Source organism: Porphyrobacter sp. YT40 (genome assembly GCF_006542605.1).
Taxonomy (GTDB): Bacteria; Pseudomonadota; Alphaproteobacteria; order Sphingomonadales; family Sphingomonadaceae; genus Erythrobacter.
Window position 1 is genome coordinate 1,483,999 of the sequence record NZ_CP041222.1, and the last position, 23,755, is coordinate 1,507,753.

Annotated in this window: 26 protein-coding genes; 15 read left to right on the forward strand and 11 right to left on the reverse strand. The window is 67.3% G+C overall.

Annotated elements, in window-relative coordinates:
- Positions 1-31 precede the first annotated feature (31 nt).
- The 3 genes from E2E27_RS06985 (at position 32) to E2E27_RS06995 (ending at position 3,567) form a co-directional block, all read left to right on the forward strand.
- Positions 32-949, forward strand: a complete 918-nt coding sequence (locus tag E2E27_RS06985) for a sulfite exporter TauE/SafE family protein (RefSeq protein WP_141458284.1) — start codon at positions 32-34, stop codon at positions 947-949.
- Between the two features lie 40 nt (positions 950-989).
- Positions 990-1,742, forward strand: a complete 753-nt coding sequence (locus E2E27_RS06990; RefSeq protein ID WP_181443649.1) for a TIGR02186 family protein — start codon at positions 990-992, stop codon at positions 1,740-1,742.
- A gap of 118 nt (positions 1,743-1,860) precedes the next feature.
- On the forward strand, positions 1,861-3,567 hold the full coding sequence (locus E2E27_RS06995) for an ATP-binding protein (protein ID WP_141458285.1): 1,707 nt from the start codon (positions 1,861-1,863) through the stop codon (positions 3,565-3,567).
- On the opposite strand, the gene E2E27_RS07000 is transcribed toward E2E27_RS06995, so the two are convergent.
- The 3 genes from E2E27_RS07000 to E2E27_RS07010 all read right to left on the reverse strand — a co-directional run bounded on the left by E2E27_RS07000 (position 3,564) and on the right by E2E27_RS07010 (position 8,169).
- Entirely contained in the window at positions 3,564-4,052 is a 489-nt protein-coding gene (locus E2E27_RS07000) for a hypothetical protein (protein WP_141458286.1), read from the reverse strand. The two genes, E2E27_RS06995 and E2E27_RS07000, sit on opposite strands and share 4 nt — an antisense overlap.
- A 28-nt stretch (positions 4,053-4,080) precedes the next feature.
- Entirely contained in the window at positions 4,081-4,878 is a 798-nt protein-coding gene (locus E2E27_RS07005) for a 7-carboxy-7-deazaguanine synthase QueE (protein WP_141458287.1), read from the reverse strand.
- Positions 4,879-5,436: 558 nt separating this feature from the next.
- Positions 5,437-8,169 carry a valine--tRNA ligase gene (locus E2E27_RS07010; RefSeq protein WP_141458288.1) on the reverse strand — a complete coding sequence of 911 codons (2,733 nt, stop codon included), beginning with the start codon at positions 8,167-8,169 and terminating at the stop codon, positions 5,437-5,439.
- Positions 8,170-8,279: 110 nt separating this feature from the next.
- On the opposite strand from E2E27_RS07010, the gene E2E27_RS07015 reads away from it, so the two are divergent.
- Genes E2E27_RS07015 through E2E27_RS07030 form a run of 4 tightly spaced genes read left to right on the forward strand, consistent with a single transcriptional unit; the run spans position 8,280 to position 11,812 of the window.
- Positions 8,280-9,392 carry an ABC transporter permease gene (locus tag E2E27_RS07015; RefSeq protein ID WP_141458289.1) on the forward strand — a complete coding sequence of 371 codons (1,113 nt, stop codon included), beginning with the start codon at positions 8,280-8,282 and terminating at the stop codon, positions 9,390-9,392.
- Positions 9,393-9,395: 3 nt separating this feature from the next.
- The gene (locus tag E2E27_RS07020) at positions 9,396-10,202 is read left to right on the forward strand and encodes an ABC transporter ATP-binding protein (RefSeq protein ID WP_141458290.1); all 807 of its coding nucleotides are present in this window, start codon (positions 9,396-9,398) and stop codon (positions 10,200-10,202) included.
- 51 nt (positions 10,203-10,253) lie between these two features.
- Positions 10,254-11,204: an MlaD family protein gene (locus E2E27_RS07025; protein WP_141458291.1), complete on the forward strand. Its 951-nt coding sequence runs from the start codon at positions 10,254-10,256 to the stop codon at positions 11,202-11,204.
- A 14-nt stretch (positions 11,205-11,218) separates the two neighbouring features.
- Entirely contained in the window at positions 11,219-11,812 is a 594-nt protein-coding gene (locus tag E2E27_RS07030; RefSeq protein WP_141458292.1) for an ABC-type transport auxiliary lipoprotein family protein, read from the forward strand.
- Here E2E27_RS07030 and E2E27_RS07035 read toward each other — a convergent pair.
- Genes E2E27_RS07035 through crcB form a run of 6 tightly spaced genes read right to left on the reverse strand, consistent with a single transcriptional unit; the run spans position 11,809 to position 15,628 of the window.
- On the reverse strand, positions 11,809-12,513 hold the full coding sequence (locus E2E27_RS07035) for an ATP12 family chaperone protein (protein ID WP_141461648.1): 705 nt from the start codon (positions 12,511-12,513) through the stop codon (positions 11,809-11,811). The two genes, E2E27_RS07030 and E2E27_RS07035, sit on opposite strands and share 4 nt — an antisense overlap.
- Complete coding sequence (locus E2E27_RS07040; RefSeq protein WP_141458293.1) at positions 12,513-12,764, reverse strand: hypothetical protein; 252 nt, start codon at positions 12,762-12,764, stop codon at positions 12,513-12,515. The genes E2E27_RS07035 and E2E27_RS07040 overlap by 1 nt, the downstream gene beginning before the upstream one ends.
- On the reverse strand, positions 12,761-13,420 hold the full coding sequence (locus E2E27_RS07045; RefSeq protein WP_141458294.1) for an HAD-IA family hydrolase: 660 nt from the start codon (positions 13,418-13,420) through the stop codon (positions 12,761-12,763). The genes E2E27_RS07040 and E2E27_RS07045 overlap by 4 nt, the downstream gene beginning before the upstream one ends.
- Complete coding sequence (locus tag E2E27_RS07050; protein WP_141458295.1) at positions 13,417-14,016, reverse strand: FMN-binding negative transcriptional regulator; 600 nt, start codon at positions 14,014-14,016, stop codon at positions 13,417-13,419. Before E2E27_RS07050 ends, E2E27_RS07045 begins: the two co-directional genes overlap by 4 nt.
- Positions 14,016-15,218: an RluA family pseudouridine synthase gene (locus tag E2E27_RS07055; protein WP_141458296.1), complete on the reverse strand. Its 1,203-nt coding sequence runs from the start codon at positions 15,216-15,218 to the stop codon at positions 14,016-14,018. Before E2E27_RS07055 ends, E2E27_RS07050 begins: the two co-directional genes overlap by 1 nt.
- Positions 15,215-15,628 carry a fluoride efflux transporter CrcB gene (gene crcB / locus E2E27_RS07060; RefSeq protein WP_181443616.1) on the reverse strand — a complete coding sequence of 138 codons (414 nt, stop codon included), beginning with the start codon at positions 15,626-15,628 and terminating at the stop codon, positions 15,215-15,217. Before crcB ends, E2E27_RS07055 begins: the two co-directional genes overlap by 4 nt.
- A gap of 231 nt (positions 15,629-15,859) precedes the next feature.
- On the opposite strand from crcB, the gene rpsU reads away from it, so the two are divergent.
- The 8 genes from rpsU (at position 15,860) to E2E27_RS07100 (ending at position 21,214) form a co-directional block, all read left to right on the forward strand.
- A complete protein-coding gene (rpsU, locus tag E2E27_RS07065; protein WP_017664771.1) occupies positions 15,860-16,066 on the forward strand; it encodes a 30S ribosomal protein S21 in 207 nt (68 codons plus the stop codon).
- 137 nt (positions 16,067-16,203) lie between these two features.
- Entirely contained in the window at positions 16,204-16,794 is a 591-nt protein-coding gene (locus E2E27_RS07070; protein WP_141458297.1) for an FKBP-type peptidyl-prolyl cis-trans isomerase, read from the forward strand.
- Between the two features lie 15 nt (positions 16,795-16,809).
- Positions 16,810-17,112 carry an Asp-tRNA(Asn)/Glu-tRNA(Gln) amidotransferase subunit GatC gene (gene gatC, locus E2E27_RS07075; RefSeq protein ID WP_141458298.1) on the forward strand — a complete coding sequence of 101 codons (303 nt, stop codon included), beginning with the start codon at positions 16,810-16,812 and terminating at the stop codon, positions 17,110-17,112.
- Positions 17,113-17,219: 107 nt separating this feature from the next.
- Positions 17,220-18,701 carry an Asp-tRNA(Asn)/Glu-tRNA(Gln) amidotransferase subunit GatA gene (gatA, locus tag E2E27_RS07080; RefSeq protein ID WP_141458299.1) on the forward strand — a complete coding sequence of 494 codons (1,482 nt, stop codon included), beginning with the start codon at positions 17,220-17,222 and terminating at the stop codon, positions 18,699-18,701.
- On the forward strand, positions 18,698-18,856 hold the full coding sequence (locus E2E27_RS07085) for a glutamyl-tRNA amidotransferase (RefSeq protein WP_234036224.1): 159 nt from the start codon (positions 18,698-18,700) through the stop codon (positions 18,854-18,856). Before gatA ends, E2E27_RS07085 begins: the two co-directional genes overlap by 4 nt.
- Complete coding sequence (gene gatB, locus E2E27_RS07090; RefSeq protein WP_141458301.1) at positions 18,853-20,349, forward strand: Asp-tRNA(Asn)/Glu-tRNA(Gln) amidotransferase subunit GatB; 1,497 nt, start codon at positions 18,853-18,855, stop codon at positions 20,347-20,349. The genes E2E27_RS07085 and gatB overlap by 4 nt, the downstream gene beginning before the upstream one ends.
- Entirely contained in the window at positions 20,349-20,762 is a 414-nt protein-coding gene (locus E2E27_RS07095) for a GFA family protein (protein WP_234036225.1), read from the forward strand. The genes gatB and E2E27_RS07095 overlap by 1 nt, the downstream gene beginning before the upstream one ends.
- The gene (locus E2E27_RS07100; protein WP_141458303.1) at positions 20,759-21,214 is read left to right on the forward strand and encodes a tRNA (cytidine(34)-2'-O)-methyltransferase; all 456 of its coding nucleotides are present in this window, start codon (positions 20,759-20,761) and stop codon (positions 21,212-21,214) included. The genes E2E27_RS07095 and E2E27_RS07100 overlap by 4 nt, the downstream gene beginning before the upstream one ends.
- 7 nt (positions 21,215-21,221) lie before the next feature.
- Here the strand turns inward: E2E27_RS07100 and E2E27_RS07105 are convergent, their stop codons facing one another.
- Both E2E27_RS07105 and E2E27_RS07110 read right to left on the reverse strand, forming a co-directional pair.
- On the reverse strand, positions 21,222-22,709 hold the full coding sequence (locus E2E27_RS07105) for a TolC family protein (protein ID WP_141458304.1): 1,488 nt from the start codon (positions 22,707-22,709) through the stop codon (positions 21,222-21,224).
- 2 nt (positions 22,710-22,711) lie between these two features.
- On the reverse strand, positions 22,712-23,755 hold the full coding sequence (locus tag E2E27_RS07110; protein WP_181443617.1) for an HlyD family secretion protein: 1,044 nt from the start codon (positions 23,753-23,755) through the stop codon (positions 22,712-22,714).

Consider the following 23,755-nt stretch of genomic DNA (forward strand, 5'->3'; position numbering starts at 1 on the left):
TCCCCCCGCCGCCTCGGCTAGCGTCCGCGGCATGGACGTCTACCTGCCCATCGCGAATCTCTCGGTCAACGGGCTCTACATCGTCCTTCTGGGCGGGCTGACGGGCATCCTGTCGGGCCTGTTCGGCGTGGGCGGCGGATTTCTGACCACGCCGCTGCTGATCTTCTACGGCATCCCCCCCACCGTTGCGGCCGCCTCGGCGGCGACGCAGGTGACGGGGGCGAGCGTTTCGGGCGTGCTCGCCCATTCGCGCCGCAAGGGGGTAGATTACCGCATGGGCGCGGTGATGGTCGGCGGCGGGATCATCGGCGCGCTGATCGGGGCGGTGCTGTTCAGCGCGCTGCAATCGCTCGGCCAGATCGATGTCGTGATCAGCATTCTCTATGTGCTGATGCTCGGGTCGATCGGCACGCTGATGCTGCGCGAGGCGGTGAGCGCGATCCGCCCCGGGATGCTCGGCAAGGCGGGGTCGCCGGTGAAAAAGCGTCGCCACCACCCGCTGGTCGCCAGCCTGCCCTATCGCTGGCGCTTCTATGCCTCGGGCCTCTACATCTCGCCGTTGGCCCCGGCGATCCTCGGGATGCTGGTCGGCATCCTCACCATGCTGATGGGCGTGGGGGGCGGCTTCCTGCTGGTGCCGGCGATGCTCTATATCCTCGGCATGAGCGGGAATGTCGTGGTCGGCACCTCGCTGTTCCAGATCCTGTTCGTGACGATGGTCACCACCATGACCCACGCGCTGACGACCAAGGCGGTCGATCTGGTGCTCGCCGCGCTGCTGCTGCTGGGTTCGGTGCTGGGCGCGCAGTTCGGCACGCAGATCGCGCTCAAGGCCAAGCCCGAATATCTGCGCCTGGCGCTCGCCGCACTGGTGCTGCTGATCGCATTGCGGATGCTCTACGGTCTCGGCGTGCAGCCCGACGAGATCTACACCGTGGTGCCGCTTTGAAAGGCTTGCCGTGAGGTGGCCGGCGCGCCAGATCCTCGCCGTGCTGGTCTGGCAGGGCCTCACCGCAACCCCCGCGCTCGCCCAGCGCGAGCCGGTGCTGGTGCCCGCCGTCAGCCAGTCACGGATCGAGGTGCGGCAGGGGTTCACCGGCGCGCGGCTGCTGCTCTACGGCGCGGTGATCGACCCGGCGGGTGCGGGCAGCCGGGGCGAGGAGTACGACATCGTCGTCGTGCTCAAGGGCCCCTCCGAAGCGGTGCGCATCCGCGAGAAGGAGCGTATCGCCGGAATCTGGGCCAATGCCGGATCGAGCGATTTCCGCTCGGCCCCGGCCTTCTTCGCGGTCGCATCCTCGCGGCCTGTCGACAAGATCGTCGATGAACGCACGGCGGCGATCTACGAGCTCGGCACCGAGTTCATCCAGCTCAGCCCGAGCGGCGAGATCGACCCCGAGGAACAGGCCCGCTTCGCCAAGGGTCTGGTCGAGCTGCGCCAGCGTCAGGGGCTCTATCAGGAAGACCCCGGCGGGGTGCGCATCGCCGAGAAGGTGCTCTATCAGGCGCGCATCAACCTGCCCTCCAACGTCTCGACCGGGCGCTACACCGCTGAAACCTTCGCCATTTCGCGCGGGCGGGTGCTGGCGAGCGCGACCGCCGATATCGAGGTGGTGAAGGCCGGACTCGAAGGGCAGGTCGTCACCGCCGCGCAGCGCTGGTCGTTTCTCTACGGGCTGGGTGCGATCGGGTTGTCGCTGATGATGGGCTGGGTCGCCGGACGCCTGTTCGCCCGCGGCTAAAGCCCCTCGCCGAGGCCGGAGAACCCGCGCCATCGGGCCGCGGTGTTGACGCGATCTTAACCTTGCCCGCCCTATTTCTCGCCCGCACACGGCAAGGCCGCGCAGGGAAAAGGCACCAATGACCGATCACGGCAGGCAGGACTTCGAACGCTTCACCGGCCCCAATCCGGCGGGCGAGGAAGAGCGGGCCGCCGCCCACGCCGCCGCACCGGCGCAGGGGCCCGACAATGCGCGCCTGCCGATCGGTGTGGTGTTGGAGATTTCGGGCTCGGGCTCGCAGATCGCGCTCGATCTGCAGCGCATCAACGAATGCATGACCGACGCCGATGCCTCGATCGCGATGGCCGGGCAGGTCGGCAGTCAGATCAAGATCCGCGTCGGCGACAGCTGGCTGCTCGCCAACGTGCGCGACCAGCGCAAGGACCGCCGCACCGAAGGCGGGATCATCGCCAATATCGACTTCCTCGGCGAAGGCGGCGAGGAGAAGCTGACCGGGCGCATTCACGGCTTCCGGCGCGGTGTCACCCGCTACCCGATCCCCGGCGCGATGATCTATCCCTGCACCACCAAGGATCTCGAACAGATCTACGCCAGCGATGGCCGCGCGAGCATTACCGTGGGTAAGGTCTTCCCGACCAAGGATATCCGCGCGGGGCTCTATGTCGATGCGATGCTGGGCAAGCACTTCGCGCTGCTCGGATCGACCGGCACCGGCAAGTCGACCAGCGCCGCGCTGATCCTGCACCGCATCTGCGAAGCCGCGCCCAAGGGTCACATCGTCATGATCGACCCCCACGGCGAATATTCCGCCGCGTTCCGCCAGACCGGCCAGATCCTCGACGTCTCCAACCTGCAGATGCCCTACTGGCTGATGAACTTCGAAGAGCACGCCGAAGTGCTGCTCTCCAGCAGCGGCAACGAACGGCAGATGGATGCCGACATTCTCGCCAAGGTGCTGCTTGCCGCGCGGTCGAAGAACCGGCTGGCGCAGACCATGGGCAAGATCACGGTGGATTCGCCGATCCCCTATCTGCTGTCCGATTTCAGCAACATCCTGCAGGACGAGATGGGCCGCCTCGACAAGGCCACCTCGACCGCGCCCTACATGCGGATCAAGACCAAGCTCGACGAGCTGAAGGCCGATCCGCGCTACCAGTTCATGTTCTCCGGCATGCTGGTGGGCGACACGATGGTGGAGTTCATCGGCAAGATCTTCCGCATGCCCGGCCACGGCAAGCCGATCTCGATCATCGACGTATCGGGCGTGCCGTCCGACATCACCTCGACCGTGGTCGCGGTGCTCAGCCGCCTCGTCTTCGACTTCGCGATCTGGGGCCGCGAGGAAAAGACCCGGCCCGTGCTGCTGGTGTGCGAGGAAGCGCACCGCTACGTCCCCAACGAAAAGAACGCCGACGGATCGTCGGTCGGCAAGATCCTCAGCCGGATCGCCAAGGAAGGGCGCAAATACGGGATTTCGCTGGGCCTCATCACCCAGCGCCCCTCCGACCTTGCCGAAGGCGTGCTGTCGCAGTGCGGCACGATCATCTCGATGCGTCTCAACAACGACCGCGACCAGGCCTTCGTGCGCGCGGCCATGCCCGAAGGCGCGCGCGGCTTCCTCGATTCGATCCCCGCCCTGCGCAACCGCGAATGCATCATCTGCGGCGAGGGCGTGTCGATCCCGATCCGCGTCGCCTTCGACAACCTCGAGGAACACCGGCGCCCGGCCTCGGAAGACCCGAGCTTCGTCGAATTGTGGAGCCAGGACGGCGGCGAGGAAGAGCTGGTCGAGCGCGTCGTGATGCGCTGGAGAAGCCAGGGCTAGCCCTCGGGCGCGGCCAGATCGGCCATCACGCTGCTGCGGAATGTCCCGTCGATATCGAACACGCGCCATCCCTGCGGCGTCATGACCAGATCGACGCGGCGCGTATCGACCGCGCCGAAGTTCGAGAAAGCCACCCTTGCCGTTGCCCGCTTGCCCATCAGGCCGACGTAATCGATCCGGAAGCTGACATCGCCATAATCCTGGCAGTTGCAAACCGGATCGGCCCCGAAGCTTGCGGGCATGTCGCCACCCTGTTCCATCCGCTTGGCGAGCGTGACGATTGCCGCAGCCAGTTCAGGTTCGAAGGTCTGATCGGGCTTGCCGAACAGGTCGGGCACGTCGTCGGTGGCATAGACCGCGTAGAGCCGCTCGACGAACAGCCGCGCGCCGACCACCACGTCCGTCGCGTCGCGGGGCGGTTCGGCAGCGGCGGGCGCGCCGCTCAGCAGCGTGGCGACCGCGCCGAGGATTAGGAATGGCCGCATACCGATGTCTCCTTCGCTGCTGGCGGACTCACGTTCCGCGCGTATCCCCATAAAGGTGAATATGCATCCGGTCGCTCATGCGGAAGCCGTGTTTGAGGCACAGCTCGCTGAGCCACGCCTGCCGCGCGCGCAGCGTCGCGCTGTCGGTGCCCTCGGCCATTAGGAACACCCGCTCGGGCCGGAAGCGATAGCGGGCGTGCAGCGCGAGCACCTCGTCGACATCGGCGGGGGTGGCGACCACGAACTTGAGGAAGGCGCGCGGTTCTGCCGCCCATGCGTCGAGCCGTTCTGGGATCAGGGCAAGCTCGGCCGGATTGCCCGAATGCGAGAGCTTGGGGCTGACATTGTATTGATCGACCCGCACATCGAGCCTTGCGGGCGGGACGACCGTGCCGTTGGTCTCGATCTCGACCAAAGGCGCGCTCCCGCGCAGGCGGGAGCCTCTATCGGCAAGGTCCCCGCCTTCGCGGGGACGCGCAAGGGTATCGAGATGCGCCAGCATTTCCGCAAGGGCCGGGGCCTGCAACAGCGGCTCGCCCCCGGTGATGACGAGGCGTGTCTGCCCCAGCGCCGCAATGCGATCCGCCGTTTCCTGCGTCGAGAGCGTCACCTGATTGGCCTTGCGATCATAGGCGATGCCGTCGCGGTGCGGCCGGTTGTCGCCCTCGAAGCGCCAGGTATAGGCGGTGTCGCACCACTGGCAGGCTAGGTTGCAGCGCGAGAGCCGCACGAAGGCAACCGGCACCCCCATGCTCGGCCCCTCGCCTTGCAGGCTGGCGAAGATCTCCGGCCCGCCGCTATCGTCGGTGGCGAGGGTGAGGTTCATTGGGCCGCCTGTTGGGAAGGTGACGAAAGCGACACCGCGTCACTTTCCCAACATTGGCAAAAACACTGCGCCATCAACGGATTGATGGCAATTACATCACGCGGACGGACAGGGGTTTCGCGCGCGGAAACGGGAGCGGGGCTGAACGACATATCCGGCCTATGCCATGATTTGCAGGCGTAGGAAATTTCCCTTGCGCATCGCGGGGCGATGGCAGCTTTGGTGTATCAGTCGAAAAAAGCTGTCATTCGGGAATCGACCCCGACATGGTCGTTGGCGCGGGCAAATAACCGTCATCCCAGCGAAAGCTGGGATCGCTCTCGAACGTGCGCTGCCTCACGCCGATAAAGGCGCGGAATACGGAATTGATCGCAAAAACGAACCCTGACTGGGACGATCTTTTCGAGCAAATCCCCTGACCGACAGCGATCCCAGCTTTCGCTGGGATGACGAAGAGGCAAAGCGGCAGCTAACCACCCACAAACTGTCATTGCGCGACCGCGTAGCCGAGCCGGGAAACGGACCATAAGTAACGCGCGTGGGGCGAGCTGCGTAATCCTACCCCAGCCGCGCCAGTGCCGCCGTCAGCCGCTCGACCTCGCCCGTGTGGTGGGCGAGATCGGCGCGGGCCTTTTCGACTGCTTCGGGCTTGGCCTTTTCGGCGAAGGCGGGGTTGGAGAGGCGGCCCTCCAGCGATTTGGCTTCCTTGGTGCTGGTCGCCAGCGCCTTTTCGAGCCGGGCCTTTTCCGCCGCGATGTCGACGATCCCTTCAAGCGGGATCACGAACACATCCTCGCCCGCGGTCACCTGCATCGCGGGGCCTGCGGGGGCTTCACCGATGGTCACCGGGGTGAGGCGCGCGAGGCGCTCGATCGCGGCGCTGCTGCGCTCGATGGTGCGCGCGGCGACGTCAGACGGCGCGGCCAGCCATGCCGCCAGCTTGGCACCCGGCGCGATGCCGAGCTCGTTCTTGGCGCTGCGGGTGCTGGTGGTGAGGTCGATCACCCAGTCGATCGCGTCGGTCGCGTCCTTGCTGACTTCCGCTTCCGGCACGGGCCACTGCGCCACGATCAGCTCGTAGGGCCGCTCGCCCAGCTTGTGCCACAGCTCTTCGGTGATGAAGGGCATGAAGGGATGCAGCATGACGAGGATCTGGTCGAGCGCCCAGCCGGCAACCGCGCGGGTTTCCACGGCGGGCGGGCTGTCCGCGTCGCCTGCAAAGACGGGCTTGATAAGCTCGAGATACCAGTCGCAGAACTTCGACCACGTGAACTGATAGATCGCGTTCGCCGCCGCGTCGAAGCGCAGGTCGGCCATCGCCTTTTCGATCTCGGTCACGCAGGCCTGCAACTCTCCGATGATCCACTGGTTGGCGGCAAGGCGCGCAGGCGGGGCCTTGACCGTGTCCGAAGCGCCGATCCCGTTCGACTGGCAGAAGCGCGCCGCGTTCCACAGCTTGGTGGCGAAGTTGCGATAGCCCTCGACCCGCTTTTCATCCATCTTGATGTCGCGGCCCTGGCTCTCCATCGCCGCCATGAAGAACCGCAGCGCATCCGCGCCGTACTGGTCGATGAGGCCCAATGGATCGACCACATTGCCCTTGGACTTGGACATCTTCGCGCCATCGGCCGCGCGCACGAGGCCGTGGAGGTAGAGCGTGTCCCAGGGCTTCTGGCCCATGTTGTAAAAGCCCATCATCATCATCCGCGCATCCCAGAAGAACAGGATGTCGAAGCCGGAGATGAGCAGGCTGTTGGGGAAGTGCTTTTGCAGGAGCGGGCTGTCCGCCTCCGGCCACCCCAGCGTGGCGAAGGGCCACAGCGCCGAGGAGAACCACGTATCGAGGACGTCCTCGTCCTGCGTCAGCTTCACGCCCTCGCCCGCGAGCGCCTGTGCGGCGGCCTCGTCCTCGGCGACGAAGCAGCGGCCATCATCGGCGAACCAAGCCGGAATCCGGTGCCCCCACCACAGCTGGCGCGAGACGCACCACGGCTGGATGTTCTCCATCCAGTTGAAGAAGGTCTTCTCCCAGGTCTTGGGCACGATCTGGATCTCGCCCGAGCGCACGGCTTCGATCGGCTTCTTGGCAAGTTCCGCGGCGTTCACATACCACTGGTCCGTCAGCCACGGTTCGATCACCACGCCGCCGCGGTCGCCGAAGGGGGTGGCGATCTGGCGCGGTTCGGCGTCGTGCGCCACTTCCTCACCGTCCTTGGACTTGGTGATGTGGGGGATGAGGAAGCCCTGCTCCTTCATCCGCGCGACGACCAGCTCGCGCGCACCGTCCACGCCGTCCTTGCGGAAGCGGTGGAGGCCGAGGAACTCGTCCGGCACCAGCCCGTCCGCCGTCTGGCAGACGTTGGCCTCGGCATCGAGCATGTTGAGCATCTCGCCCGCCGCGAAACCGGCGCGCTTGCCCACCTCGAAGTCGTTGAAATCATGGCCCGGCGTGATCTTGACGCAGCCGCTCCCCAGTTCGGGATCGGCGTGTTCGTCCGCGATCACCGGGATGTGGCGGCCGGTCAGCGGCAGGATCACGTGCTTGCCGACGACGCTGGCATAGCGTTCGTCCGCCGGGTTCACCGCCACGGCCATGTCGGCGAGCATCGTTTCGGGCCGCGTGGTGGCGACTTCGAGATAATCGCGGCCATCGGGCAGGGTCGCGCCGTCGGCGAGCGGATATTTGAAGTGCCAGAAACTGCCCGCGATGGTCTGCGTCTCGACTTCGAGATCGCTGATCGCGGTCTTGAGCTTCGGGTCCCAGTTCACCAGCCGCTTGTCTCGGTAGATCAGGCCATCGTTGTAGAGATCGACGAAGGTCTTGATCACCGCGCGGGTGAAGTGCGGGTCCATCGTGAACTGCTCGCGGCTCCAGTCCATCGAGCAGCCGAGGCGGCGCAGCTGGCCCACGATGCTGCCGCCGCTTTCGGCCTTCCATTCCCACACCTTCTCGACGAAGGCCTCGCGGGTGTAGTTGGTGCGCTTGTCCTGCCGCGCTTCCAATTGGCGTTCGACCACCATCTGCGTCGCGATCCCGGCGTGGTCCATGCCGACCACCCACAGCGCGTCCTTGCCGCGCAGGCGTTCATAGCGGATCACCACGTCCTGCAGCGTGTTGTCGAGCGCGTGGCCGATGTGGAGGCTGCCCGTCACATTCGGCGGCGGGTTGACGATGGTGTAGGCTTCCGCCTCGGGACGCTCGGGCCGGAACAGGCCGTTCGCTTCCCAGTGGGCATACCAGCGCGCCTCGATGTCGGCGGGGTCGAAAGTGGTGGGCAGGGTGTTGCTCATAATGCCTCGCGCCATGCCAGCACCCATGCTGCGATGCAATGCACCAGACGCGGACGGCGCGATGCGAGAGCCTTGCCCGCCGCCGAAAATCTCCCCATAGCCTCATCACGATGCAGCAGGGCGCGGAATATTCGCTGGACGAACACGGCGCGGATGGCACCCGGCTGGTGCTGTCGGGGCACCTGACGCTGGCAAGCATCGCCCCCTTCGACCGCGCGGTGAAGGCGATCGAAGGGCCGATCCACGCCATCGATCTGGCCGGGGTCGAGGAAATCGACACCGTGGGCGCATGGGTGGTGTGCCGCGCCGCGCACCGGCTTTCGAGCGAGATCACCGGCGCCAGCCCCGAGGCCCAGCGCCTGCTCGCCTCGGTGCAGGACATCGACGTCGACGGCCCGATGCGCCCCCCGCGCCCGCCGGTGTGGGAGCGCGTGCCGCTGGCGGTGGGCGACAAGATCTTCGGCGCGCGTCGCGGCATCTATGGCGTTGTCGGCTTCTTCGGGCAGATCCTGATCGGCGCGGGCAGCCTGATCCGCCACCCGCGACGCTTTCCGATCAAGGCGCTGGTGCACCAGATGGAGCTGGTCGGCGTCACCGCGCTACCGATTATCGGCCTGATGAGCTTCCTGATCGGCATCGTCATCGCCCAGCAGGGCTCGGTGCAGCTCGAGCAATTCGGAGCCGAGGCGCTGACGGTCAACCTCGTCGGGCGCATCACGCTGCGCGAGCTCGGCGTTCTGATGACCGCGATCATGGTCGCCGGCCGGTCGGGCAGCGCCTTTGCCGCGCAGCTCGGCACGATGCGGCTGACCGAGGAGATCGACGCGATGCGCACCATCGGCATCTCGCCGGTGGAAGTGCTGGTGATCCCGCGCATCCTTGCGGCGACCTTCATGATGGTGCTGCTCGGCTTCTACGCCTCGGCCATGGCGATCATCGGCGGGGCGGTGGTGGGCGACCTGACGCTGGGCATCCCGTTCTGGACATTCCTCAGCCGCATTCAGGAAGTCGTGCCCGAGCATGACCTGTGGGTCGGCATCATCAAGGCTCCGGTGTTCGGGCTGATCGTGGCGCTGGCGGGCTGCTATCACGGGCTGCAGGTGCGCGGCAATTCGGAGGAGGTCGGACGGCGCACCACCATGGCGGTGGTCTCGGCGATCTTCGCGGTGATCGTGCTCGATGCCTTCTTCGCGGTGTTCTTCACCGAGATCGGGTGGGGCTGAGCCATGCGAATCAACCGACATGAGGGCGATGATGCGCCCCCGATCGTGATCGAGGGGCTGGTCAACCGCTTCGGCGATGTCGCCGTCCACGACGGTCTCGACCTCACGGTGCGGCGCGGCGAGATCCTTGGCGTGGTCGGCGGGTCGGGCACGGGCAAATCGGTGCTGATGCGCTCGATCATCGGGCTTCAGCGGCCCGAGGCCGGGCGGATCGACGTGCTGGGCCGCTGCATCACCGAGGCCGATCTCGACCAAGGCATCGGCGTGCGCCGCCGCTGGGGGGTGCTGTTTCAGGGCGGGGCGCTGTTCTCCACGCTGACGGTGGGCGAAAATGTCGAGGTGCCGCTGCGCAAGTACTACCCCGATCTGCGCCCCGAACTGCGCGCCGAGATTGCCCGCTACAAGGTGATCCTGTCGGGCCTGCCCGAAGATGCGGTGGCGAAATTCCCCTCCGAACTTTCGGGCGGGATGAAGAAGCGCGCCGGGCTGGCCCGCGCGCTGGCGCTCGATCCCGAACTGCTGTTCCTCGATGAACCCACCGCCGGGCTCGACCCGATCGGCGCGGCCAATTTCGACCGGCTGACCCGCGAGCTGAAGGAAACGCTGGGCCTCACGGTGTTCCTCATCACCCACGATCTCGATACGCTTTACGAGATCTGCGACCGCGTGGCCGTGCTGGCCGACCAGAAAGTCATCGCGGTCGGCACGATCCCCGAACTGATCGCCACCGGCCACCCGTGGATCGAGGAATATTTCAACGGCCCCCGCGGCCGCGCGGCCGAGGCGTCGCACCTCAGGGGCAGGGAATGAGCGGGAATATGTTGGACACACCCGCCCGGCTGGCTTCATAGGGACAGGCATATGGAAACCAGAGCCAATCATCTGTGGGTCGGCGCGGTCACGCTGGTGCTGCTGGCGGCGCTCGCGGCCTTCATCGTCTGGATCGCCCGGCTGGGCGAGGGCGCGCAGGACGAATACGACATCTTCTACGGCCAGTCGGTCTCCGGCCTTGCCAATGGCAGTCAGGTGAGTTTCGCCGGGGTGCCGGTGGGGCAGGTGACCGAAATCGACCTCGCCGATGGCAACCCCGAATTCGTCCGCGTGCGGATCAAGGTGAAGAGCGACGTGCCGATCCTCGTCGGCACGCAGGCGACCATTCAGGCGAGCTTTACCGGGGTTTCGACCATCCTGCTCGATGGCGCGCGCAAGGATGCGCCGCCGATCACCTGCGAAACCACCGCCTGCCCCGAAGGGCGCCCGGTGATCCCGCCGGGCCGCGGCGGCTTCGGCGAGATCGTTGCCAACGCGCCGCTGCTGCTGGAACGGCTGGCAACCCTGACCGAGCAGCTCAACATCATCCTCGGCCCGGACAATCAGGAAGAGCTGGCGGGAATCCTGCGCAATTCTAACCGTCTGACCGGCGGGCTTGCCGATGCCGCACCGGAACTGACCGCCAATCTCAAGGAATTCCGCACCACGATGCAGGAATTCAATCAGGCGCTCGATGCCTATGAAAAGCTCGCCGCGACCACCGAAGGCCTGTTGAACAAGGAAGGCGAGCCGCTGGCGAAGGAACTGCGCGGGACGCTCGAAAGCGCCAATGCCGCACTCGCCTCGCTTTCGGCGACGCTGGAGGACACGCGGCCCGCCGCGCGCCAACTGCGCACCACCACGCTGCCCGCTGCCGAGGCGACGCTCGAAGACCTGCGCGCCACCAGCCGCGCGCTGCGTGCGGTCACCGAAAAGCTGGAAAGCGAAGGCGCGGGATCGCTCGTCGGCGGCAAGTCGCTGCCCGACTACAAGCCCGAATGAAGCGGAGGGATCGCATGATACTGAAATACCGCCCGATCCTCGTCGCCCCGCTGCTGGCGGCGCTCGCGGGCTGCATCAGCCTCGGCGGCGAACCGCCCGAGAGCCTGCTGACCCTCAGCCCCGAGGCGCGCGCTCCCGCAGGGCCGGGCGCAAGCGGGGCCGACCGCCCGGTGATCGCGGTGCTGGGGATCGACACCCCGGCCAAGCTCGACGTGCTGCGCGTGCCGGTGGCGGTGAGCGATACCGAGCTTGCCTATCTGCAAGAAGCCTTCTGGGTCGAAAAGCCCGCCCGCCTGTTCCGCCGTCTGGTGGGCGAGACGATCCGCGCGCGCGGCAATGCCATGGTGGTCGACGGCGATGATGTCGCGACGCTCGCCACGGTCAGCCTGCGCGGCACGCTGATCGATCTGGGTTATGACGCGCAGACCTCGTCAGCGGTGGTGCGGTTCGATGCGGTGCGGATCGGCCGCGAGGGCGCGGTTACCACCCGCCGCTTCGAAGCGCGCGAGACCGGCGTCCCGGCCGAAGCGCGCGCGGTCGGCGCGGCGCTCAATGCGGCTTCGAACCGGGTCGCGGGTGAAGTCGCGGACTGGGTCGCGGGGGGTTAGCCTACCCGCGCAAGCCGGGCAAAGGCACAGGCGCGCAGGAAATCCGCCTCGCGCCGCGCGCGGCGTTCCTCGGCCTCCTCGTCGCGGCCCCACAGTTCGGCCTGCCATTCCTCTTCGAGACACACCGCCTGCCACAGCGCGCGCGGCTCGTCCTCGTGGCGCGCATCGAGCGCGGCCAGCGCGGTGACGAGCGAGGCGGCGAGCTTGGTCATCGCCTCGACCCCCGCCAGCACGAAGGGCGCCAGCGCGGCGAGGCGCGCGTGCAGCACGGCAAGGCTCTCGGGCGGCTGGGGTCGGTGCAGCACGCCGCTGACTCGCGTCAAGGTGATGCCCTGTGCAGCCTCGAAGGCGCTCAGCAGCGGCTCCCACTCGGCCAGCTGGCGCGCGTGCAGCGGCTCGTCGGGATCGGCGCGGTAGCACAGCGTGTCGGTCTCGGCATAGGCGACGAGCCCCTCGGCCACGTCCGCCGGATCGGGTTCGACGATGTCGATTGCGTAGTCGGCCATGTCGCGCAAGGGGAGGCTGGCGGGGTCGATTTTCTCGCCCTGCCGCGCCCACTCCGCCGCCAGCGATTCCGCGAGCGCGCGGGTCGGCGCGATCTGCGGGGCGCCGCCCACGGTCTTCACCCCGCGCGCATCGAGCATCACCTGAAACCCGCCCCCGGTCTCGGCGAGCGTCACGTCCTTGTAGAAACGGCGGATCATCGGCGGCCTCGCTCCCGCGCGGCATCGGCGGCCTTCCAGCGCCTTGCGAGAAACACGGGCATGGCGAAGACATCGACAAAGCCCATGACGGCGAGGGCCACGCCCACCCAATAGGGCAGGTCGATCACTCCCTTCACGATGGCGTAGCCGAGCATCACCAGACCCACCCCGGCAAAGCGCATCGCGGTGATGACGATAAAGCGTTGTCTGGCCTGCGCCTCGGCCATTTCGCGCGGGGAACGGCTCATGGCAGTGTCTCCTCGAGCGCGGCGGCGAGGTCTGCGGCGGTGGCGACGACACGGGCCGCGCCGCTGGCGATCAGTTCGGCGGGCTGGTGGTAGCCCCATTCGACCCCGATCGCGGCGACCCCGATGCTGCGCGCCATCGCCATGTCGAAGCTGGTGTCGCCGATCATCACCGCCTCCTGCGCGTTCGCCCCGGCCTCGAACAGCGCAGCTTCCAGCATCGCGGGGTGCGGCTTGGAGGGGTGGCGGTCGGCGGTCTGGAGCGAGACGAACAGGTCGGCGCTGCCGTGGCTGGCGAGGCAGGCGGCAAGGCCCCGGTCGGACTTGCCGGTCGCGACCGCGAGCTGCCAGCCGCCTGCGTGCAGGGCGCGCAGCATTTCGGCGATCCCGTCGTAAAGCGGCTCGTCAAGCAACCCCTCCTCGCGCCGCGCGCGGAAGCTGGAGCGGTAGAATTCGGTAACGGCGTGGTTCTGTTCGTCCGAAAGCGCGGGGGCGAGCGCGCGCACCGCGGCGGGCAGGCTGAGGCCGACGATCCGGCGCACGGCGTGATCCGTGGGGGCGGGCAGTCCGGCGCGGGCAAAGGCGCGCGCCATCGCCCAGCACACATCGGCCTGCCCGTCGACCAGCGTGCCGTCGCAATCGAACACGGCCAGCTTCATGCCGCAGCCTCGCGGATCATCCGGGCGAGCGCGGTGTTGCCGGCGGCGTCGAGCCCCTCGGCGATGCGGGCGCGCTCGGGCGGGGTCTTCTTCTGCGAGAGCTTGAAGGTCGGGCGCCGCGTCTGCACTTCGAGCTCGAAGCCCACGATGCCGCGAAACAGCCCGCTCCATGTGGCCTCGGAGGACTCCTCCGCCCGCCACGCTTCGCCGCCCAGCCTGCCCTCATGCTTGGCAATGGCGGCATGAAGGAATTCCTCGAGCGCCGCGTCGGACAGCCGCCGCACCCGGCCTTCCAGTTCCAGCGCGACGTAATCCCAGGTCGGCACGGTGTCGCGCTGGTCGTACCAGCGGGGCGAGACATAGCCCTCGGGCCCGTTGACCACGATCAGCGCGGTCGCGCCCTCGAGGTGGCGGGTAAGCGCATTGCCGCGCGACAGGTGAAACCGCACCGCATCGGCGCAGGTGGAGAGCAGCGGGGTGTGCGCCACCCGCGGCCCGTCAGGCGTTTGCGCGAAGACCGTGCCGAAACCGACCCGGTCGATCAGCGATTCCATCAGTGCCTTGTCGTCGGTGCGGAAGAGCGGATTGGGATGCATCAGCGCGTCGGTTTCCCCGGCTTGCGGCCCGCTCCCTTGGCGGGCGGTTTGCCCTTGGGCTTGGCCTTCGCCTTGGGCTTGGCGCTGGCGGCCCCGCGCGCCCGGCGGGGGCTGCGCTCTTCCTTGCGGGCCTGCTTGAAGTGGCGGCGGGCGGCCTGCTTCTTTTCCTCCGCGCTCTTCTCGGGCACCTCCTCGCGCAAGGGGGAGGCGTCCGACAGCGCGGGATCGAAGCCCAGCACCTCCATGCTAGCGGCGAAGTGCGGGGGCAGTTCCGCCGTGACGTCAAGCTTGCCGCCGGAGCCTTCCCCCGCCTTGGGCTCGGTGATGATCAACCGGCGCGCGTGAAGGTGCATCTTGCGGCTGACCGCGCCGGTGAGGAAAGCGTCCTGCCCGCCATACTTGCCGTCGCCCACGATCGGATGGCCGATCGCCGCCATGTGGACGCGCAGCTGGTGGGTGCGGCCCGTCAGCGGCTCCAGTTCCACCCATGACGCGCGCTGGCCTGCGCTGTCGACCACGCGGTAACGGGTCTTGGCCGCCGCGCCGTTCTCCTCGTCGATATGCATCTTCTCGCCGCCGGTGCCCGGTTGCTTGGCGAGGGCTGCGTCGATCACGCCTTCGGACAGGGCGGGTTTGCCGACCACCAGCGCCCAATAGACCTTGCGCGCGCTGCGGCTGGCGAACCGCTTGGAAAAACTCGCCGCGCTGCCCGGTGTGCGCGCGATCAGCAGCACGCCCGAGGTGTCCTTGTCGAGCCGGTGGACCAGCCGCGGGCGCGGCGTGCGCTCATCGGTGACGAAGGCATCGAGCAGTCCGTCGACATGCTTGGTGGTCTTGCTCCCCCCTTGCGTGGCGAGGCCGGGGGGCTTGTTGAGGACGATCGCGGTGGGCGTCTCGCGGATCACCATATCCTTCGCCTCGGCGATTTGCTCCGGGGATAGGGCGCGCACGCGCGGCTTGGCGGGCGCGCGTGCAGGCTCTTCGCCGCCCGGCGGCACGCGCAGCACCTGACCTTTGGCGAGGCGATCCTCGGGCTTGGCGCGCTTGCCGTCCACCCGGATCTGCCCGGTGCGCGCCCAGCGCGAGACGGTGGCAAAGCCGACCTGCGGCAGGTTGCGCTTGAACCAGCGGTCGAGCCGGATGCCGTCGTCATCCTCGGCCACGGTGAACTGGCGCACGCTGTCGGAAGGGGTCTGGGTCATGACAGGCTCTGCGCGGCGACGAGGCCGAAATAGAGCGCCGCCACCCCCGCCACCAGCGAGGCCGCGACATAGCCGCCCGCGAGACCCAGCTGGCCGCGGTGGATCATCGTCACCAGCTCGGCGCTGAAGGCGCTGAAGGTGGTGAAGCCGCCGAGCAGGCCGACCCCCAACAGCAGCCGCAGCGATTCGCCCGAGCCTTCCGGCATCGTGCCGCGCGCCAGCCAGCCCAGCAGCACGCCCATCAACGCGCTGCCGATGACGTTGACCGCGAGCGTGCCCCACGGAAAGGCGCTGCCCGATCCCATCAACCGATGGGCCAGCGGGCCGACATGATAGCGCAGCACCGCGCCCAATCCGCCGCCGACCGCGACGTTGAGGCTTGCCACAAGGGGGGAGATTTCACCGGCCATCGCCCGCCCATAGCGAGGCACGGGCCGCAAGGCTAGCGGTGCCGGTGGCGCAGGCGAATGCGGCGAATGCGCTGCTGTGGCTTGCCTTTCGGGCGCTGTTGGACTATCGGGGCCCCGCTTGGAGGGCGGCTCCCCTTGGGAATCGCCCGCTTTTCATTGGAAATTCACCGCGTACCCTTGCGCAGAATCATGCAAGGCTCTGGCGTATCGAGAATGAGGTAGTCGTCGTTTATGCAAATCATGGTTCGCGATAACAATGTCGATCAGGCCCTGCGCGCGCTCAAGAAGAAGCTGCAGCGCGAAGGCGTTTATCGCGAGATGAAGCTGCGTCGCCACTACGAAAAGCCGTCGGAAAAGCGCGCCCGCGAAAAGGCCGCCGCCGTGCGCCGCGCCCGCAAGATGGAGCGCAAGCGGATGGAGCGCGACGGGAGCAAATGATCCCGTCGTCAAGCGCGTCTCCGACCACGGAACCGCTTGAATCCCCCTTTTCGATCAGCCATCAGGGCGCGGCTTATCCCCGCGCCCTTTTGTCGTCATCCGGCGGCGCGAAGGTGCCGCTCAACAGGACCGTATCAATGACCGAGATTACCCGCGTTCCGATCAAGCCCGTGGCCAAGGGCTCGCTCACCAAGCTGTGGATCGGAGTCGTCCTCGCCGTGCTGGTCGGCGCCGGCCTCGCCTGGGCCGCCGTGCCGCGCGGGCTGAGCATCGATGTGCTTCAGGCCGGCACCGGCCCGACCGCGCAGCCGGGCGAGGTCGTTTTCGTGAAGTACAAGGGCACGCTCGCCGCCGATGGCACCGTGTTCGAGGATGCGCAGGACAGCCCCTTTCCGATCAAGGGCCTGTTCCCCGATGGCACCCCCTTCCTGCTTGAAGAAGGCGCGACCATTCCGGGCTTCTATCAGGCGCTGCAGCAGGCGCAGAAGGGCGGGAAGTACAAGGTCTTCATTCCCGCCGATCTGGCCTATGGCGCGACCCCGCAGCCCGGCTCGGCGATTCCGCCCAATGCCGATCTCGAATTCGAGATCGAGGTGGTCGGCATCATGAGCCGCGCGGCGGTGGAGCGGAATATCCAGATCATGCAGCAGACCATGCAGCAGCAGATGGGCGCGGGCGGGCCCGGCGGCGCACCGCAGGGTCAGCCGCAGATGGCTCCGGGCCAGTAAGGGGGCGAGGGCGCAATGTCGGTCGACAAGGCAACCGTCGCCAAGATCGCCAGCCTCGCGCGCATCCGCATGGATGATGCCGCGCTCGAGCGGATGGTGCCGGAACTCAACGGCATTCTCCAATGGGTCGAGCAGTTGGGCGAGGTCGATGTCACCGGGATCGAGCCGATGGCGGCGGTGATCCCCAACACGCTGCGCCTGCGCGAGGATGTGATCGACGCCGATCCGCTGACCGGCGGCGGGCGGCAGGGCGATGTCCTCGCCAATGCGCCCGCGGCCGAGCACGGGTTCTTCGGCGTGCCCAAGGTGATCGAGTAACTGTATTGTTTTCCTAGTGTGCGCCCCCGCGCAGGCGGGGGCCTCCATCAATCTGGCGATGCGCGGCAGGCTTGAGGTCCCCGCCTTCGCGGGGACGCGCAGATAGTATGACTGACCTGACTGAACTCGGCGTAAAAGACATCCGCGACGGCGTGGCGAAGGGCGACTTCACCGCGCGCGAAGTGGCCGAAGCCTTCAACACCGCCGTGGCCGAGGCTGCTGCGCTGAACGCCTTCATCGTCACCACTCCCGATCACGCGCTCGCCGCCGCCGACAGGGTGGATGCGGCGCGCGCCGCCGGCGAGCAGCTGGGCACCATGGCGGGCGTGCCGATCGGCATGAAGGACCTGTTCGCCACCCACGGCGTGCAAACCACCGCGGCGAGCCACATCCTCGAAGGATTCACGCCCCGCTACGAAAGCACCGTCTCGCAGAAGCTGTGGGACGCGGGCGCGGGGATGCTGGGCAAGCTCAATCTCGATCAGTTCGCGATGGGTTCGTCGAACGAGACTTCCTATTTCGGCAATGTCAGCTCGCCGTGGCGCAAGTCGGGCAGCAACCAGCCGATGAGCCCCGGCGGCTCCTCGGGCGGTTCCTCCGCCGCGGTCGCCGCGCGCATCGCGCCCGCCGCGACCGGCACCGACACCGGCGGTTCGATCCGCCAGCCTGCCGCCTTTACCGGCATCTGCGGGATCAAGCCGACCTATGGGCGGTGCTCACGCTGGGGCGTGGTCGCCTTTGCGTCCTCGCTCGATCAGGCCGGGCCGATGGCGCGCTCGGTCGAGGATTGCGCGATCATGCTCGGCGCGATGGCGGGCTTCGATTCCAAGGATTCGACCTCGCTCCAGATGGACGTGCCCGACTGGGAAGCGGCGCTGAATTCCGACCTGCGCGGCAAGAAGGTCGGCATCCCGCGCGAATACCGGATGGAGGGCACCGATCAGGCGATCCTCGATTCGTGGGAACAGGGCAAGGCGTGGCTCAAGGATGCGGGCGCCGAGATCGTCGACGTTTCGCTGCCGCACACCAAATATGCGCTGCCCGCCTATTACATCGTCGCGCCTGCCGAAGCGTCGAGCAATCTCGCGCGCTATGACGGCGTGCGCTACGGCCTGCGCGATCTGCCGGACGGCTCCGGCCTGCAGGACATGTACGCCGCCACCCGCGCCGCCGGCTTCGGCGACGAGGTCAAGCGCCGCATCCTGATCGGCACCTATGTGCTTTCGGCCGGCTTCTACGACGCCTATTACACCCAGGCGCAAAAGGTCCGCGCGCTGGTGGCCCGCGATTTCGAACGCGCTTTCGAACAGTGCGACGTGATCCTCGCGCCGACCACGCCGACGGCGAGTTTCCCGCTGGGTTCGATGAACGAAGACCCGCTGACGATGTACCTCAACGACGTCTTCGCCGTGCCCGCCAGCCTCGCAGGCCTGCCCGCGATGAGCGTCCCCGCCACGATCAACGCCGATGGCCTGCCGCTGGGTCTCCAGCTGGTCGGACGGCCGTTCGACGAACAGGGCGTGCTCAACGCAGGCCTCGCGATCCAGCAGCGCGCGGGCTTCACCGCCAAGCCGGAGAAGTGGTGGTGACACCAGACCTGCCGCTTTGGCTGGCCGGGATCGGCATCATGCTGGCGGTGCCGGTGACCTTCATGGTCGCCAATTGGGTTAGAAAGAACGTCGATCACGGCGAGATGCGCTTCGGGCCGGATGGCAAGGTGATCGAGGACGAGGAAAGCAAATGAGCAACTACCGCATTCAGGGTGCCACGGGCGAATGGGAGGTCGTGATCGGCCTTGAAGTCCACGCGCAGGTGACCTCGAACTCCAAGCTTTTCAGCGGCGCGGCGACCGCTTTCGGGGCGGAGCCGAACAGCCAGGTCTCCCTCGTCGATGCCGCGATGCCGGGGATGCTGCCGGTGCCCAACCGCGAATGCATCCGCCAGGCGGTGCGCACCGGCATGGCGATCGAAGCGCAGATCAACGCGTGGAGTCGGTTCGACCGCAAGAACTACTTCTACGCCGATCTGCCGCAGGGCTACCAGATCAGCCAGCTTTATCACCCGATCGTGGGCGAAGGCTCGCTGCTGATCGAAGCGGACGAGAAGGCGGGGATTCCGGAAGACAAGATCATCGGGATCGAGCGCATTCACGTGGAGCAGGACGCGGGCAAGCTGATGCACGACCAGCACCCGACCATGTCTTATGTCGACTTGAACCGCAGCGGCGTGGCGCTGATGGAGATCGTCTCCAAGCCCGATATGCGCTCGCCCGCCGAGGCCGGGGCTTACCTCAGGAAGCTGCGGGCGATCCTGCGCTATGTCGGCTCGTGCGACGGCAACATGGAAGAAGGCTCGATGCGCGCCGACGTCAATGTCAGCGTGCGCAAGGCGGGCGAGCCTTTCGGCACCCGCACGGAAACGAAGAACGTCAACTCCGTGCGCTTCGTCATGCAGGCGATCGAGCACGAGGCGATGCGGCAGGTCGATGTGCTGGAAGCGGGCGGGAGCATCGTGCAGGAAACGCGCCTGTTCGACCCCGGCACCGGCACCACGCGCACCATGCGCAGCAAGGAAGACGCGCACGACTATCGCTACTTCCCCGATCCCGATCTGCTGCCGCTGGTGCTGGAGGAGGACTTCCTCGCCGAATGCCGCGCCTCGCTCCCCGAACTGCCGGATGCCAAGCGCAAGCGCTATGTCGAAGTGCTCGGCCTCACCCCCTACAACGCGCGTGAGCTGACTGCCGAGGTCGAAACCTTCGCCCGCTTCGAAACGCTGCTGGCCGAGACCGCCAAGGCGACCGGCAAGGACGAAGCTGCCGTCGCCACGCAGGTCGCCAACTGGTCGCTCTCGGTCGCGCCGGGGGTGATGAAGGCGCTGGGTGACGAGGGCGATGCGGCCAACGCCACCGCAAGCGCGCAGGCGAGCATCCTCGCGATGGCCGACAAGGCCGAAATCAGCGGCGGGCAGGCCAAGGAGATTTTTGAAATTGTCCTCAGGACTGGGCGTGACCCGAACGAGATCGCCGATACCGAAGGCCTGAAGCAGGTCAGCGACACCGGCGCCATCGAAGCTGCGGTGGACGCCATCATCGCCGCCAACGCCGACAAGGTCGAACAATACCGCGCCGGCAAGGAAGCGCTGTTCGGCTTCTTCGTCGGCCAGACGATGAAGGCGATGCAGGGAAAAGCGAACCCGCAGCTGGTGAACGAGCTGCTCAAGGGCAAGCTCGGCTGATGACGCTCACCTGCCTCTGCGGGGCCGTGTGCGTGACTACGGCCCGCAGGCCGGAATTCATCCATGCCTGCAATTGCGACATGTGCCGCAAGGCGGGCGCGCGCTGGGGCTATTTCGATCCGGCGGAGGTGGAGGTCAGTGGGCCGACCGCGCGCTACCAGCGGCGCGACAAGGCGGAAGCCGGGGCAGAGGTGCATTTCTGCCCGGACTGCGGTTCGACCATGCACTTTCGGTTGACGGCGGCTGCCGTCGCGAAGCATGGCGATGTGATGGCCGGGGTCAACATGGGCCTTGCGGACGATGCCGATTTGGCCGGGATCGAGCTGCGTTACCCCGACGGCAAGGCGTGGTCGGGTGAGGGCGCGTTCGGCTTTTACCGCAAGCCCGAAGTGATCGGCGCCGACGCGCCTTGACCGCAATCATCCTCGTCCAGCCCGAGATCCCCGGCAACACCGGCGCGGTGGGGCGCACCTGTGTGGCGCTGGATATGGAGCTGATTCTGATCCACCCGCTGGGCTTCGAGATCACCGACAAGCGGGTGAAACGCTCGGGCCTCGATTACTGGCCGCATGTCCACCTCACCGAATACGCCAGCTGGGACGGCTTCCTCGACGCCCGTGCGCCGCGCGAAGACCAGCTGTTCCTGTTCGAGGAATTCGGCAGCCGCAGCTTCTACGAGCCCGCCTATCCGGACGACGCCTTTCTCATCTTCGGGCAGGAGACCAAGGGTATTCCGCAGGCGATCATCGCGCGCCATCCGGACCGGCTGTTCCACCTGCCGATGCGCTCGGACGTGATCCGCTCGCTCAACCTTGCCAACACCGTCGCGGCGGCGGCCTATCAGGCGCTCAGGGGCAAGCTCTGACGCGCCGCTATTCCAGCCCCAGTGCGTCCAGATTCATCGTCGCCGCGTTGTAGCTCGCCTCGGCCAGCCGCCCGGCGAGTTCGGCGCGGATTGCGCTGATTTGGGCGTTGGCGGCGGTTTCCTCGCGCGCGTTGACGAGGAAGAATTCGCCCGCGCCCAGCCTGAACCGGGTGCGTTCGGCCTGCACCATGGCGTTGGCCTGCTTCACCTCGGCGTCGGCGAGATCGGACAGGCGGAGCGCGGCGCGCAGATTGGCGAGAATATTGCCGACTTCGGTGGTGATCTGGTCGGCAATGCGGCGCTGGCGCAGCTCGGTCTCGCGCAGCTCGGCCTCGGCCCGTTGCAGCGCCCCGCGCGCGGTGCGGCGCTGGAGCGGGACGGAGAAGGTCAGGCCCACCACGGTGTCGGTCGAATCGAAGCCGGGGCCGCCCGGGCCGATCTGTCCGAAATCGCGCGACAATTCGACCGAGGCATTGAGCGAGGGTTGCAGGTCGTTCTGCCGCAGCGCGACCTTGTTGGTGGCGCGTTCGAGCGCAAGCCTGAAGGTCTGGAGCTCGGGGCGCGACTGGATCACCTCGCCGAGCGGCAGCGCGGCCAGTTTCTCCGCCGGGGAAATTTCCCGAAAGCGCGACAGATCGGGCAGCATCTCGCGCGTGGGCACGATCATCTCTCTGTCCGAACCGCGAATATAGAAGCCCAGCGAATTGGACGCGGTGATGAAGTTGCGCTTGGCCTCTTCCAGCAGCGAGCGGCGGCGCAGCAGGTTCTGCTCGTTCTCGGTCAGCGCGATGCGCGCGCGGGCGCCTTCGTTGACTTCGCGGGTAAGGCCGATCTGGCGCGCCTCGGCGATTTCGAGCAGTTCCTCGAACACCCGGATTTCCTCGCCCGCGGCGACCCAGCGCCAATAGGCGCGCAGCGCCTCGTGCTGGACGTTCAATTGCACCAGCAGCACATCGAGCTGCGCCTGGCTGGCGGCAAGGCGGGTGTCCTCGATCGCGAAGCGGCGGCTGTCGATGTCGCGGTTGCGCAGCAGCGAAAACAGCGCGCCGACCTTCGCTTCGCCCAGCGCGTTGGTGTAATTGTAATTCTCGTAAGTCGGGAAATCGCCGCTGGAGACGCGGTAGGAGCCGAACACTTCCGCGCCATAGGGTCGCAGCGGCTGGCGCGCCTCGACCTTGCCGAAACCGCCCGAGTAATAGCCCGTCAGCCGGTCGTAATATTCGCCCTTGAGCATCAGGTCGAAGGCCCCGTCGGCCCCAAGCTGATCCGCGCGCGCGGCGGCTTCGCGTTCGAAGGCTTCGAGGATCGAAGGGAAGGTCAGCGCCGAGGCGCGCAGCACTTCCTCGGGCAGCAGCGGGCCCGTCTTGAGCGCGACGTCGAGCGGTTCGCCGACCGGGACGACGTCTTGCGCCGCCGCGGGGAGCGGCGCCAGCGCCAGCGCAGCGCCGCTCGCCAGGAGCGCGCCCAGCTTCAGCAAGGCTAGACGTCGCGGCATGATCAGTTCGCCGATCCCGAGGCGGAGCCGGTGCTGGTGGCGGCGGGGAGTTCGGGCGGGAAGTTGTTGAGCTGACGCCAGATCTCGTAGCCGACCGGCACGGTCTCCAGCAGCACCCAGGCCTGCACCGCCGCGCCGAAGCGGACATAGCGTTCCTCGGGCCAGCTGTAGCCGTCCATCTTCTCTTCCGCGATCAGCACGCGGAAGCGGCCATTGACCTGCGCCGACTGGTCGACCGCGATCACGCGGCCCCCGAAGGTGCCGACCGCGACCGAAGGCCAGCCCGAAAACTGCACCGCGGGCCAGCCTTCGAACTGGATGCGCGCCGGATCGCCCGGCCGCACCAGCGCGACATCGCGCCCGTCGATGAAGATCTCGATCACCCGCTCGGCCCCCTCGGGCACGAAGGTCGCGAGCACGTCGCCCGCGTTGATGTAGGTCGCCGCATCGCCCGCGTTGAGGCTCTGGATGAAGCCGTCGCGCGGCGCGCGCACGATCTGTTCGGACTGGCGCGCGATGTTGGTATCGGCGCGGTTGAGATCGGCCTGCGCGGCGGCGACGCGCGCCTCGAGGTCGGCGACCTTGATCTGCGCCAGCTCGTAATCCCGGCGGGCGGCAAGCCCGGCCTCGAACAGCTCGCGACTACGCCGCTCGTCGATCCGCGCGGTGGCGAGTGCGGACTGCGCGGCCTGCAATTGCAACTCCATTTGCGTGCGTTCAGCCTGCAGGCGCTGGAGCAGGTTCGGGTCGAGGTCGGCGATGCGGACGATCGGATCGCCTTTCTTCACCGAGGAACCGTCACGCACATACCATTCCTCGATCCGGCCCGGCACCAGCGCGTTGATGTCCTGCCGCCGTTCGTTGGGGCTGAGCGTCGTCACCACCCCGCGGCCCGAGGCGGTCTGCACCCAGGGCACGTAGATCAGGAAAGCGACCGTGATGATGATCGCCGCCAGCAGGATGAAGAACACCGCGCGCATCACCTTCGGCGTCCTGATCGACGCGAGGGTGGTGAAGTGGGCCATATCCTCTTTCATGGTCGCCAT